A 12646-nucleotide genomic window follows, 5' to 3' on the forward strand; every position below is an offset into this window, starting at 1 on the left:
CCAAAAGAAGGATAACCGGGCTCATAGGAAGTAATCTAACATAGCTACCAAGTCAAGGTAAAGGAGATAAACCATGATTCATGCTGGTGATCTAAAAATAAGAGCCTTATCCCCCAAGGATACCGCTCACTTAGTCAAATGGCTTTCTGACGAGCGCGTCTTGGCCTATTATGAAGGTCGTGATCGGCCGCATGACGAGAAGCTCGTGCAGCAAAGCTTTTTCCCGGAAGAAGATGGTGAAACTCGCTGCCTGATCTTGTACGCGGACAAACCGATTGGCTATGCGCAATTTTATCCGCTCGATGCCCCGGAAAAACAACTGTATGGGTATGCAAAAGACGACGTCGTTTACGGCATGGACCAGTTCATCGGAGAACCTGCTTACTGGAATCGCGGTATCGGTACTCAGCTTGTTAAAGCCATCCTCCACTATCTTCACACGGAAAAACGAGCACAAAAAGTAGCGATTGACCCGCAAGCCTGGAATGAACGAGCCCTCCGTTGCTACGAAAAATGTGGCTTTCGAAAAGTAAAAGAGCTTCCTCTGCACGAATGGCACGAAGGAAGCATGCGTGATTGCTGGCTGATGGAATGGATCGCTCCTGCTGACTAAGGTCTAAAGGAGCCTGCCCACTGCGGCGTTGTGCTTTTGCTCAAAAAGAAGGGCATACAAAAGCTGTTCCTCTGCCAAGAGACCCGCCCCTTGCACGTAGAAAAGATGGGAGCATCCCCGCCGCAGCTTGTGCGAGACAGCCAGTACCGTTTCCTCGGGATGCACGCGTATCGCTTGAACGGCAGCTTCTTCTTGCTGCCTGTCGTATTTTTCCACAAGAAAGCGAAAAAATTGATAAGGAAACCGTAAAAATGCCTGAATGTTCAACACCAATAAATAAATCCCGATAACTGCTACGTTGTACTTCAACTCCAAGCTGGACATCCCCACCATGATCCCTGCAAACAGCGTACTCCCTGTCATCGATATCATCGTCGCCTGCCTATATGACATAAACCAGCATAGAACGGCCAACAAGATTCTCCCGCCATCCAACGGCCAAATCGGCAACAGGTTAAACAGTGCAATCGTCAAATTGCTTACCAAGAAAAAGCGGGCCCACTCTTCTGTCCATATCCCCATAAACCAAAACAAGTACGAAGCAGCCATCATCACCATATTTAAGAAGGGCCCAGCGAGTGCCACGACAATCTCATCCATTGGGTCTGTGGCGTACGAGTCTTCCATCGTCGCTACTCCACCAAAAGGCAGAAGCTGCACTTCCTTTACGGTCCATCCGAGCTCACGCGCCATCGCTACATGCCCCAATTCATGGATCAGCACAATGACAAACAACGTAATGACCTCCAAAAAATGGCCTGTCACCACGGACAAGCCGATCACCGCCCAAAAAAGCAGGTGAATGCGAAATCGAATGTCGAGCCAGCCTCCCCTATTCAAACGGAATCACTTCCAAGGGATTGACAAATTGCTCATTCACTTTTGCCCCTACATACAGATGACGTGATGTCTGATCCATTACCCGAGCGGTTCCGATGACTTGACCAGGCGTTAGTACCTCGTCCTTCGTCACCCCTATACTATCGAGATTGCCCAGCCATATCTCCCGTCCTTTGGTTAGACGAACAATCACTGTCGTCCCATAATCAGGCTTTTCACCGACAAAAGCGACCCAGCCAGCTTCACCGATCGTGATTTGATCGTTCATTCCCGTATGCAGGATCACATTTGCGCTCTCTGGATCATAGGATTTTACGACTTTCCAGCTGCTGGGAAGCTTCCACACAGCAGCTGCGTCCTTCGTCGTGCTCGTGGCTGGCACCGCAGAGGGAGTGGCAGGTATCGAAGGAAGCATCGTCGGGATCGGACCAAATCTTGCTTCATACCAGTCCGCTACTCCTGAAAAATTAAAGTCCCGTGTCATGACTTCCCTCGCGGAGCTTTTCCAAGAGGCAGGGATCAGCGTCGTTTGAAACAAAACATAAGCAGCTCCAATCAACAAGACAGATGCTAAAATTTGCACGCCCCACTTTTCATGGGACGGTGGCTGGTCCATCATTTCGTTCTCGCGCGGCGAGTAACTGAATGGGTTTGGCGTTTCTTCGATGGGATCTTTCCAATCATCGACGTAGGGAGTATAGCTGTCTCGTGACTGTGTTCGGATTCGTTCCAAACGCTCCCTCCGTCTTTCTTTTACGCGATCTACTCTTTCAAACATGTCCATCCCTCCGCAGGCCAAGCCTTTAGTATCATCCTATGACTTGTCTACCTGCTTTATGACGACCGTTGACCCTCTCCACTGCTCCAAGCGTATCGGGTGTAAATACGCAAAAAAGACAGTCTCCCTATTGAGAGACTGCCTTTGAATCTGTCAAATTTACAGTTTAGTTACGCTAGCAGCTTGTGGTCCACGGCTACCTTGAACGATTTCGAACTCAACCTTTTGACCTTCGTCAAGAGATTTGAAACCTTCTGACTGGATTGCGCTGTAGTGTACGAATACGTCGTCGCCACCCTCTACTTGGATGAAGCCGTATCCTTTTTCTGCGTTAAACCATTTTACGATACCTTGTTGCATGAAACAAAACCTCCCTGAACATTACGCCCCACGAGGCGAAAGAGTGTAGCGTTAACCTCTTTTTTACAGATAAGCCTTTTGCGTCAAGGAAAAAAAGTCATACGAATTGCGATTGACAATTGGTGACGTCACTCACAATACGTACGACTCCATACCAATCAATCAAACACTATAACTTGTAAAAATGGTTAACTTAGGATGATTTTAGCATAAGTATTTGCATTTGTCACGCATTTCGTGAGTGTTCAAAAAGTCATCTATTCAGCACCGAGAAAGCGGCGAGAACCAGATGACTTTTGGAACTACTCCTTTAATCAAAACGCAACTTGTCCTTGCGCATCCCAATATTGAGCACCACACCAATGATCAGAAAGTTGGTTACAAGCGAGCTCCCTCCATAGCTAATGAACGGAAGCGGAATACCCGTAATCGGCATCAACTGAATCGTCATCCCGATGTTCTCAAAGATCTGGAACGTAAGCATCCCTACGACACCCGCGACAACATAGGAGCCGAACGGATCTTTTGCCTCCATCGCAATGCGAATCATTCGGTAAATTAAAACGAAAAACAGAATCATCAGCAAGCCCGCTCCGACAAAGCCCAGCTTTTCTGCAATGACGGTAAAGATAAAATCACTTTCTCCTACCGGCACCCATCCAAAGCTCGCTTGCGTCGGCGTATCAATCCCTTTTCCGAACAGTTGCCCTGAGCCGATAGCAATCAATGCTTGCTTGAGCTGGAACCCTCGTCCCATCGGTTCAAGATCCGGGTTCATCCAAAAGACAATCCGATCCCATTGATACGGCTTGATTATCTTGAAAAAGATATCCTGCTTGTATTGATACAACAGTGTCATGGCGGCAAAAAAGCTGCCGACCAGCCCTACCATATACAATACATGCTTCATCCGTATACCACCAACGATTAGCATAGTGGCCAACATCCCCGTATAGACCATGGCCGTACCCAAATCGGGCTGAACCAAAATCAAAAGCAATGGTACACCAACCAAGGCCATTACCGGAATCAGCTTATAAAAATAGTAAAACCGATCCGGATCGTTTGCCCTCCTGGACAAGAAGCGGGCCACCGTAATGATTGTGAACAGCTTCATCGGTTCAGAAGGCTGAAACAACACAGGACCAAGGTCATACCAGCTTGTCGTATTGTTAATGGGCTTCGTTTGAAATACCCCGATCAAAAGAATCAGACCGAGTGCATATAAGACATAGGCCATGTTGTGGAATAGACGATAGTCAAATAGCAATGTCACACCTAGCACAATAAAGCCGATGACATACCAAAGGACCTGCTGATGCGCCTTATCTACACCTGCCGCAGAACCGGAAATCCCCAGATAGCTGAAGATACCCAGCCCTGCCAAAATCAAAATGATGGTCCAGTCAATGGTTTTTAAATGACGTTTTTCCAGGTCCATCCGTTTCCTCCTAGAAAACGTGACTCCCCTCTATAAAAGAAGGGAGCCATGTATTACCTATTTTAATCCAAAGAATTTACGCATTTTATGGAACACGCCCGCTTTTTCTTCCAATGGTTGCAATGGAACAGCTTCACCCAAAAGGCGACGAGCAACGTTCCGATACGCGATGGAAGCACGTGATTCGTGGTTCATCACAGCCGGCTCACCTTGGTTCGCGGATTTAATGATATGATCATCATCCGGCACTACACCAATTAAGTCAATGGCTAACAAATCCAAAATGTCTTCTACATCCAGCATGTCGCCATTTTTCACCATATGGGAGCGAACGCGATTGATTACCAGCTTAGGCATTCCGATTTTTTCTCGCTCTAATAGTCCAATAATCCTATCAGCATCACGCACCGCAGCTTTTTCAGGTGTAGTCACGACGATTGCTTGATCAGCCCCTGCCACTGCATTGCGGAAGCCTTGCTCAATACCCGCAGGGCAATCGATGATGACATAATCATATTCCCGCTTCAGTTGCGTAATGATTTCCTCCATCTGCTCAGGAGTTACTGCTGATTTGTCTTTGGTCTGAGCAGCCGGGAGCAATGCCAGATTGTCAAACCGCTTGTCTTTGATCAGAGCTTGCGGCAGTCGGCATGCGCCTTCTGCAACATCTACCAGATCATAAATAATTCGGTTCTCAAGTCCCATGACTACATCCAGATTGCGCAAGCCAATATCGGTATCTACCATGCACACTTTTTGTCCCAACAATGCGAGCGCCGTTCCCAAATTGGCGGAAGTGGTCGTCTTACCCACGCCGCCTTTACCGGAAGTTACGACAATTCCAATCCCCACGTCCGTTCCTCCTCTTTCCCTCAACCCTCACGCTTTTTCTCACCCAAATCAGGGCGGATTCGCGACAAGTAGTTCATTTTCGCTACCAGCATGATCTCATTTTCCAGATAGGCAAATTCTGTGCCTCCGGAATTATTCGTCCATTCCTCACCCGGCTTGCTGATCACATCTGCAATCCGCAACTGGGTAGGACTCATGACTGCAGCCGCAATAATTACCTGTGAGTCACCGGAAATACCTGCGTGCGCGTACCCTCTGAGATGCCCCAGCACGTAGATGCTTCCTGTACTGCGAACCGTCCCCCCGGGATTGACATCTCCCAATAAGAGCAAATCACCGTCAAACTCCAGTACTTGCCCAGAGCGTACCGTATTTACCTGTATGGAAAAATGGGTTTTCAGGCGTTCAGCCATAGCTTCTTCCCGCGTGATCAAATCAGATTCGATTGTATGGATCACCAGGTTGCCCTTCGTTCGAATAATTTGAGTCAACTGCTCTTGTTGCTCGGGTGAGCAGTATCGTTTTCCCAATTTTATAGATACCCGAATGAGTGGCCCCGACAAAATCTGTTGGTGGCTATGCTCTATTTTTTCACGCATATCGGCCAGTAGTTCGTCGAAGGAACAGGTATCATCCATAAAGAAGACGAGACCGTCTTTAGTCCCTTTGATCGTGACCTTGCTTTTCACAGTCGTCACCGGTTTCACCTCGACCGATACCATTCGCCATACAGAAAGATTTTTCCTGCTCTGCGTGAAAAAATTGCCGAATCGGGTCAGATGCTGGCATTTTACAAGAGCTTGACTCCATTATTCTCTTGGGCTTGATTACCCTGGACAACCATTTCGGTTACTTCGAGGACGGTGGATTCGGCTTCGGAACCCCACCAGTAAGGACACCTGGATTCAGTTCATTGTAAGCTTCGAGCAATCGACGGGAGATTGGACCAGTAGCATCAGAACTGGATGTACCGTCTCTCAAACTGTTCGGCGCAATGACGACGAAAACAAGTTGAGGATTTTCATAAGGCGCAAATCCGACAACCAGTGCATTTTCCGCTGGCTGCGACGTTTGTGCCGTACCAGACTTGGCTGCAACCGTAAAAGGCAGCCCATTGAATCGTTGAACGGTACCACCTGGCTGAGTAACCATCCGCATTCCTTCCTTTACCACCTGTATATGCTTCGGATCGATATCAACCCGGTTGAGCACTTGTGGTTCAATAACCGAGAGCGTTTGTCCTGGTTTTTTCGGGTCGGTGGTTCCTTTGCGAATTTCTTTTACAAGATGTGGGCGTACCCGATATCCTCCATTGGCAATGGTTGATACGTATTGGCCCAGCTGCATCGGCGTGAACAGATCGTATTGACCAATCATCACGTCCGCCAAGTTCCCGTAGTAAAGGTTCTGGTTTTCCCAACCGGTATGTTCATTCGGCAAATCCACACCTGTTTTCACACCAAGACCAAACTGGGCATTGTAGTAATCGTAGACAGAAAACTGCTTCTCCCAGCCTTCTTTCCCTTTTCTTGCTAAGCGAATCGCCATTTCGTACATATACGTATTGTTCGATACCTGCAAGGCACGACGAGCGTTAACAGGTCCATGACCACTTGCCTTCCAGTTGCGTTTATACGTGTTACCGACATTCAAACCGCCTCGGTCATAAATGATCTCGTTTGGTGTAGTCAGCCCCTCCTGAAGCGCAATCATGACAGACAGCGGCTTGTAGGTAGAAGCAGGTGGGTATGGCGTATAAATGAAGCGGTTTGATTCGTTCGGCAAAATAAGCGAGGCGTAATTCTCGTTGAATTTCTTGCGGTCGTAATACAGATTCAAATTGTAATCCGGATAACTCGCCATCGCCAATATTTCACCTGTATTCGGATTCATCACCAATACGTGTGCGTCCTTAAATTCTTTTGGCGTAGTCGGGCGCTTCTTGAATGCTTCTACCTCTTCTTTCAAGATGGCCTCTACCTTGCTTTGATAGCGCCAGTCCATGGCCAAAACAAGATCATTTCCTGGCTTAGGTTCCTGGTGCATCTTCTTCTCTACCGTCTCCGAATTTTTGTTCACGTGCACTTCCATAATCCCGTTTTTGCCGCGCAAATAACGTTCATAGGAGCTCTCCAGACCGGTTACACCGACACGGTCGATAGCGTTGTAGCCTTGTGCCTGGTATTCTTTCAAGCTCTCCGGACGAATCGCATTGATGTACCCGAGAAAGTGAGTACCAAATGCCGAACCATCCGGATCTTCGAAAATTTGGCGAACAGGCTCCAGCTCCACACTAATTCCCGGCAGTTCGGTGCGTCGTTCTTCGATTTGGAACATTTCCTGCTCCGTGATGTTGACCTTGACTCGTCTAGGAATGTAGCTGGCCATCTGCGGTGAACGCATCTCCTGCAGCAACGAGAGCTTGTGCCACTGAAATTGGCGTTGCTGCTCTGTCAATGGCAGTTTGATATCCATGTCGAACAACGAGGCATAGCGCAGCAAATCCATGTCAGACTTTTCTGCCAAGCCTTCGGGAGTAGGCAAAACTCCGATCTGATCCTTCACTTTTTTGGCGAGGTCATTGCGATCTTCCTTGTCCAGTTTCAGAGTGAGGGTCATATTGGCGTTTATCGCCATTTTTAACAGCTCGAAATCCGAAGTGTTCGCTTCCGTAATAGCGGGTGTACCCTTCTTGGCAGCATTCAGTTTCTTTATAAGGTCTGCTCTCTCCTTGTCATCAAAGGGAGAACGAACGCGCATCCCAAGATAAATGGCGGTTTTTACCAGCTCAAAGTCCGACATCTGATCGACGGTCTCTAGTTTCGGAACGGCTTTTAACTTCGTCGCAACCTTTGCCTTGAGATCGTTTGTTTCCTGCGCATTGAAAGCAACGGGCAAAGTTGATCTCAGATCAATCGTCTTCTTTAACAGTTCCTTATCCGTACCAATTTTGCCGCCATCGGGAATCAGGATTTTTGCAAGACGATCTGCAACTTTCTCTTCATCAATGTCCTGCCCTTGTTCTTCAACGTATTGAACGGTGTACACAGGCTTATTCGAAACGAGCACCTCGCCATTTTTATCCAAGATACGGCCACGAGGAGCGGAAATCGGCAGTTCGCGAATACTGAACTTTTCCAATTCATGCGTATACTGTTCGCCTTCCACCAGCTGCACAAAGGCTAGCCGTAAAATAATGGCGGCGAAGAACAAAAATACAATCACAAACAATATATTGAGCCGAACAGGTATGTCTGATTTCGGTTCTTTGACTTCTTCCACGAACTCTCCTCTCCTTTGCCCTTACTGCATGTGCATTTCCTTTTTCGCCAGAATCTTGTTGCATACATTCTTGATCGGAAAGTATACCAGTAAGCCAAAAGCGAGATTAAACAGCACACTAGGCAAAATTTGATGTGTCAAAATCCATTGAACATCGAAGGGGGCAGCGGAAAACAAGCGGAACAAGGAATACAAAAGCCACTCATGTCCGAACAAAATCAGGAAGCTGGTAATAAAAACCATTCCGAATCCTCTCTGGAACAAAAGAACGATCATCCCTGCAAAGTAGCTGGCCACCATCATGGACATGGTATAGATTCCAATTAGTTGCCCAAACAGGACATCTTGTAAAAATCCGAAGGCGATCCCATAATACAAGCCTTCGCGCCTGCCGAGGTACATCGATATAAAGATACAGCAGACAAGCGCAAACCGGGGTACTGTCATCCAAGACAGACCCCATGTACCAGGTGAAAATACTTGCATCACAGTACCTTCCAAAACAAACATAACCACGACGCCCAACGTCAATAAAAACCGGGCCATTACTGACCACCCCCGCTAGCAGGTGAAGCCGGAGGCACAGGCGTTTGCTTCTGTGTTTGTGTCTGTCCGGTTGGCTGTTGCGGGATCAATTCGCCATTGGGAGCGATCGTAAAGTCTCGTTCTACTACCATGACTTCATTCAATTGTGAAAAATCAGCGCTCGGCTGGATGTAGGCGGTTTGAGTCAAGCCATAATCATCTGGTTCAACGCGAACAATATAGCCAATCGGCAAATTGCGAGGAACAACGCCTCCCAAACCTGATGAAATAACTTGCTGATCTTTTTTAATTGCCTGTCCCCAAGGGATTTTGCGCATGACGAGCAATCTTTCTTGCGGATCGTATTCTTCGATGACACCACTAATTGGACGGTACACAGGCTTGCCGTCGACTGTCTGCTCCGTCAAAATATCTGCTGAGATATGGTCACGTCGCTCATAGCTCGTCAACAATTCAACCGTAGCTGAAAAGTTGGCAACACTCTGTACACGCCCGATCATTCCTTTGGCTGTAATGACAGCCATATCCTTTTTGATGCCACTTTTTAATCCTTGATCGATGGTAACGACATTGTTCCATGTATCAGGGTTTCTCGCCACGACTTCCGCAAAGTGAAGATTGTAAGATTTAAGTGAATCTTTTGCCCCCACCATTTCTCGAAGGCGCTGATTATCTGCTTTGAGTGTGTACAATTCGGCACTTAGACGGGCGTATTGATCCAAGCTTGCCTTAAGCGCCTTGTTTTCTTCATAAACACCGTACGCATCTTCAATTTCCTGAAAAAAGCCAGAAACAGCCTGGGCAGGGCGATAAAAAAAGCCCTGCACCACGCTGAAGGTATCCTTGAAGAACATTTCTGGCCAGGTCAGGCTAACCCGTTCACGAGAAGTGAAGCCCACGACGGAGATAAGCAGGACCAAGCCTACAAGTACAATGATAAGCCGCTTATTCCCGAAAAACGACATGCCCTACCCTCCGTTTATTTACCCCGTTTTAGTCGGGAAGAGGTGATGCCTTGCTTGGATTTGAACAGGTGAATGTTCTCCAATGCACGACCTGTTCCAATCGCTACGCAATCCAGTGCGTTTTCCGCGACATGCACGGGCATACCCGTTTCCTTACTTAACAGGCGATCCATGTTACGCAAGAGCGCACCGCCGCCTGTGAGTACAATTCCACGATCCATGATGTCCGCCGCGAGTTCAGGCGGGCTTTTTTCGAGTGTCACCTTCACTGACTCTACGATAGCAGAAATGGTTTCCGCCAATGCTTCCGCAATCTCTGTGCTGCTTACCGAGAGCGTTTTTGGCAATCCGGTTACAAGGTCACGACCGCGAATGTCTACGTTCTCGACTTCATCAGGAGCAATCGCAGAGCCGATCTCCAGCTTCAATGTTTCTGCTGTCCGTTCCCCGATCATCAAGTTGTAACGGCGCTTGATATACTGAATGATCGCCTCGTCCATCTCATCTCCTGCTACACGAATGGAGCGGGAAGTAACAATCCCCCCGAGTGAAATGATTGCGACTTCTGTTGTACCGCCGCCAATGTCAACGACCATACTTCCCGTCGGTTCCCACACTGGCAGGTCTGCACCGATCGCTGCTGCAAACGGCTCTTCAATCGTATAGGCTTCCTTCGCCCCAGCCTGCTTCGTAGCGTCTTCGACTGCGCGCTTTTCCACCGCAGTAATTCCCGAAGGTACACAAACCATTACGTTGGGACGACGCGTAAACAGCCCTTGATTTTTTTGTGCTTGATTGATGAAATAGCGCATCATCGTCGCAGTAGTATCAAAGTCAGCAATAACCCCGTCTTTCATTGGACGAACCGCTACGATATTACCTGGCGTACGACCAATCATACTTTTCGCTGCATTCCCTACTGCTTCAATGGAATTGTTATTGGTACGAATCGCTACAACAGAAGGCTCACGCACCACAATTCCTTTACCCTTCACAAAAACAAGTGTATTGGCAGTGCCGAGGTCAATCCCCAAGTCACGTGTAAATCCACCAAACATAAAAAAACTCCTTCCAAATATTAATCCAAATGACAAGCATAAGAGAACCTCTATCGAGGCCTCTCCAAGGTAGAGCGACCGCGTTTTTGTGGAAGGTTTTCATGCGCACAAGAATTCATAAACGTATCGATGATTTATCTTGCACGGAAAAACTTGTTACAAGTACCCTTGCTCTTTGAGACTAACGTACTTGCCTTCCCCGATAATAACATGATCCAACAATGAAATCCCCACCAGTTCACCAGCGTCACGCAATGTGTGCGTAATCGCGATGTCTTCCCTGCTAGGTGTCGGATCACCGCTCGGATGGTTATGTAGGCATATCACCGATGCGCTGCTACGACGGATCGCTTCTTTAAAGACTTCTCTCGGGTGTACGATGGAAGCGTCCAGACTGCCTACGAAAATCGTCTGCTTGCCAATCACGTGGTTCTTGGTATTCAGAAAGAGACAGACAAAATGTTCCTGTGTCAAATGAGCAAGCTCTGGCGACATCAAATCAGCTACGTCCCGTGGTAAACGGATAGAAGCCCTATACTCTCGAGGCACTCCCATCAATCTACGCCCAAGCTCAAACGCAGCATGCAATTCAATCGCTTTGACTGGACCAATTCCTTTTAGCTCTGTTAACTCAGCATGAGAAGCTTGGGCTAAACCACGCAGGTCTCCAAACCTGGCTAACAAGCGCTGAGCCAGCTGATGAGCCGTCTCTTGTTCCCTGCCTGTCCGCAGTAAAATGGCAAGAAGTTCAGTATCAGACAGATGGACCGCTCCTTCGCGAAGCAGTCGTTCACGTGGACGGTCATAGTAAGGGACGTTTTTCAACAGCGTTTTGTTACAGGTATTTGTTGCCATTTTATATCCGCCTCCAGCCATATTCACATTATCGAAAACGGCTGACATGGAGATGTTCATGAGGCGTATGGCCGTCGCCGCTTGTTCCAAGCATGACAACTTTACAATATTGGCATCCCAAAACGTGTCAAAAGAGCAGACGTCAGGCCTAACGGAAGACCAACAACAGTGAAGTAGTCTCCGGTTATTCCTTCCACGATCGTGGCTCCAATACCCTGAATGGCGTATGAGCCCGCTTTATCCATCGGCTCACCTGTCGCAATGTACGACTTGATTTCTTGCTCTGTTAAAGCTCGAATTCTTACGTCTGTCAGACTATGTGAGACTTCCGCACGGCCTGTCTCCACATCTATCAAGGCGACTCCACTATAAACGGTATGCTCTTGCCCCTGGAGCATGGACAACATACGATATGCGTCCATTTCATCAACAGGCTTGCCCAATATTTGGCCATCAAGAACGACTACCGTATCAGATCCTAAAACGACGCCTTCCGTCAAGCGAGAAGCCACTTCCTTGGCCTTGCGCAAAGACAATTCTTCTACTACTTCGCTCGCAGATAAATGGCCTGCTGTCGTCTCATCTACATCACTGGTGATGACGGTAAATGATAAGCCTAAAGTTTGCAGAAGCTCCCTTCGACGCGGCGAAGATGAAGCCAGAATGAGAGGAACATTTTTTTTCGTCATTTTTCAACCTACTTTATTCGTCGATGTATCCAAAATGCGAGGGCTAAGCCTCCGATACTGGCTAGATTTAGTTTTACCTGAAAGTTCAGTTCGTACTTCAAAATTTCTAAATCTGCCGCAGGCGACCAAGTAATCTCTTTGCTCTTGGTCAAAAAAGGTAGCCAGGGACTTAAAATCTCCCCGATAATGCTGCCAAACAAAAGTCCACTCACCAACAGAAACACGAGAGTAAGCGTTTCTTTCCCCATTTTCCCAACTCCCTTTTTATAAGGGATTCTCTTTTTGCCAAACATAAGTTTAGCAAATGGGGAGAAGCGAAACAATCCCTGATTGCTCCTGGTAGTTACTGTATAGAAAGAAAAGGCCT

The 12646-nt window shown here is 47.6% G+C and carries 14 protein-coding genes; 1 reads left to right on the forward strand and 13 read right to left on the reverse strand.

Annotation, left to right across the window (positions count from 1 at the left end; genetic code table 11):
- The first annotated feature begins 73 nt into the window (after positions 1 to 73).
- A complete protein-coding gene (gene aac(6')-35, locus FB479_RS05900; protein WP_142063274.1) occupies positions 74 to 613 on the forward strand; it encodes an aminoglycoside 6'-N-acetyltransferase AAC(6')-35 in 540 nt (179 codons plus the stop codon).
- 3 nt (positions 614 to 616) lie between these two features.
- Here aac(6')-35 and FB479_RS05905 read toward each other — a convergent pair whose 3' ends face one another.
- The 13 genes from FB479_RS05905 to FB479_RS05965 all read right to left on the reverse strand — a co-directional run bounded on the left by FB479_RS05905 (position 617) and on the right by FB479_RS05965 (position 12527).
- Positions 617 to 1453, reverse strand: coding sequence for a M50 family metallopeptidase (locus FB479_RS05905; protein WP_106656766.1), 837 nt, complete (start codon positions 1451 to 1453; stop codon positions 617 to 619).
- Complete coding sequence (locus FB479_RS05910; RefSeq protein WP_142063277.1) at positions 1446 to 2231, reverse strand: M23 family metallopeptidase; 786 nt, start codon at positions 2229 to 2231, stop codon at positions 1446 to 1448. The genes FB479_RS05905 and FB479_RS05910 overlap by 8 nt, the downstream gene beginning before the upstream one ends.
- A gap of 159 nt (positions 2232 to 2390) precedes the next feature.
- On the reverse strand, positions 2391 to 2591 hold the full coding sequence (locus tag FB479_RS05915) for a cold-shock protein (RefSeq protein WP_005832370.1): 201 nt from the start codon (positions 2589 to 2591) through the stop codon (positions 2391 to 2393).
- A 310-nt stretch (positions 2592 to 2901) separates the two neighbouring features.
- The gene (rodA, locus tag FB479_RS05920; protein ID WP_142063280.1) at positions 2902 to 4032 is read right to left on the reverse strand and encodes a rod shape-determining protein RodA; all 1131 of its coding nucleotides are present in this window, start codon (positions 4030 to 4032) and stop codon (positions 2902 to 2904) included.
- 57 nt (positions 4033 to 4089) lie between these two features.
- Entirely contained in the window at positions 4090 to 4884 is a 795-nt protein-coding gene (minD, locus tag FB479_RS05925; RefSeq protein ID WP_048032107.1) for a septum site-determining protein MinD, read from the reverse strand.
- 20 nt (positions 4885 to 4904) lie between these two features.
- Positions 4905 to 5582, reverse strand: coding sequence for a septum site-determining protein MinC (gene minC, locus FB479_RS05930; protein WP_106656769.1), 678 nt, complete (start codon positions 5580 to 5582; stop codon positions 4905 to 4907).
- Positions 5583 to 5733: 151 nt separating this feature from the next.
- Positions 5734 to 8166, reverse strand: a complete 2433-nt coding sequence (locus FB479_RS05935) for a peptidoglycan D,D-transpeptidase FtsI family protein (protein ID WP_142063283.1) — start codon at positions 8164 to 8166, stop codon at positions 5734 to 5736.
- Between the two features lie 21 nt (positions 8167 to 8187).
- Positions 8188 to 8712 (reverse strand): rod shape-determining protein MreD, encoded by a 525-nt coding sequence (gene mreD, locus FB479_RS05940; RefSeq protein WP_106656771.1) that lies wholly within the window; start codon positions 8710 to 8712, stop codon positions 8188 to 8190.
- On the reverse strand, positions 8712 to 9677 hold the full coding sequence (gene mreC, locus FB479_RS05945; protein WP_106656772.1) for a rod shape-determining protein MreC: 966 nt from the start codon (positions 9675 to 9677) through the stop codon (positions 8712 to 8714). Before mreC ends, mreD begins: the two co-directional genes overlap by 1 nt.
- A gap of 14 nt (positions 9678 to 9691) precedes the next feature.
- Positions 9692 to 10735, reverse strand: a complete 1044-nt coding sequence (locus FB479_RS05950; RefSeq protein ID WP_016739188.1) for a rod shape-determining protein — start codon at positions 10733 to 10735, stop codon at positions 9692 to 9694.
- Positions 10736 to 10891: 156 nt separating this feature from the next.
- A complete protein-coding gene (gene radC / locus FB479_RS05955; protein WP_047072826.1) occupies positions 10892 to 11590 on the reverse strand; it encodes a RadC family protein in 699 nt (232 codons plus the stop codon).
- 101 nt (positions 11591 to 11691) lie between these two features.
- Complete coding sequence (locus FB479_RS05960; protein WP_106655860.1) at positions 11692 to 12279, reverse strand: Maf family protein; 588 nt, start codon at positions 12277 to 12279, stop codon at positions 11692 to 11694.
- 8 nt (positions 12280 to 12287) lie between these two features.
- Positions 12288 to 12527 carry a DUF4321 domain-containing protein gene (locus FB479_RS05965; RefSeq protein WP_007726664.1) on the reverse strand — a complete coding sequence of 80 codons (240 nt, stop codon included), beginning with the start codon at positions 12525 to 12527 and terminating at the stop codon, positions 12288 to 12290.
- Between the last annotated feature and the right edge of the window lie 119 nt (positions 12528 to 12646).

The sequence above is a fragment of the Brevibacillus sp. AG162 genome (genome assembly GCF_006715575.1).
Taxonomy (GTDB): Bacteria; Bacillota; Bacilli; order Brevibacillales; family Brevibacillaceae; genus Brevibacillus; species Brevibacillus brevis.

Coding starts and splice junctions, on each gene's coding strand:
- FB479_RS05910 (WP_142063277.1), bottom strand. CDS start 2,231: ATGTTTGAAAGAGTAGATCGCGTAAAAGAAAGACGGAGGGAGCGTTTG.
- FB479_RS05915 (WP_005832370.1), bottom strand. CDS start 2,591: ATGCAACAAGGTATCGTAAAATGGTTTAACGCAGAAAAAGGATACGGC.
- rodA (WP_142063280.1), bottom strand. CDS start 4,032: ATGGACCTGGAAAAACGTCATTTAAAAACCATTGACTGGACCATCATT.
- mreD (WP_106656771.1), bottom strand. CDS start 8,712: ATGGCCCGGTTTTTATTGACGTTGGGCGTCGTGGTTATGTTTGTTTTG.
- mreC (WP_106656772.1), bottom strand. CDS start 9,677: ATGTCGTTTTTCGGGAATAAGCGGCTTATCATTGTACTTGTAGGCTTG.
- FB479_RS05950 (WP_016739188.1), bottom strand. CDS start 10,735: ATGTTTGGTGGATTTACACGTGACTTGGGGATTGACCTCGGCACTGCC.
- radC (WP_047072826.1), bottom strand. CDS start 11,590: ATGGCAACAAATACCTGTAACAAAACGCTGTTGAAAAACGTCCCTTAC.
- FB479_RS05960 (WP_106655860.1), bottom strand. CDS start 12,279: ATGACGAAAAAAAATGTTCCTCTCATTCTGGCTTCATCTTCGCCGCGT.
- FB479_RS05965 (WP_007726664.1), bottom strand. CDS start 12,527: ATGGGGAAAGAAACGCTTACTCTCGTGTTTCTGTTGGTGAGTGGACTT.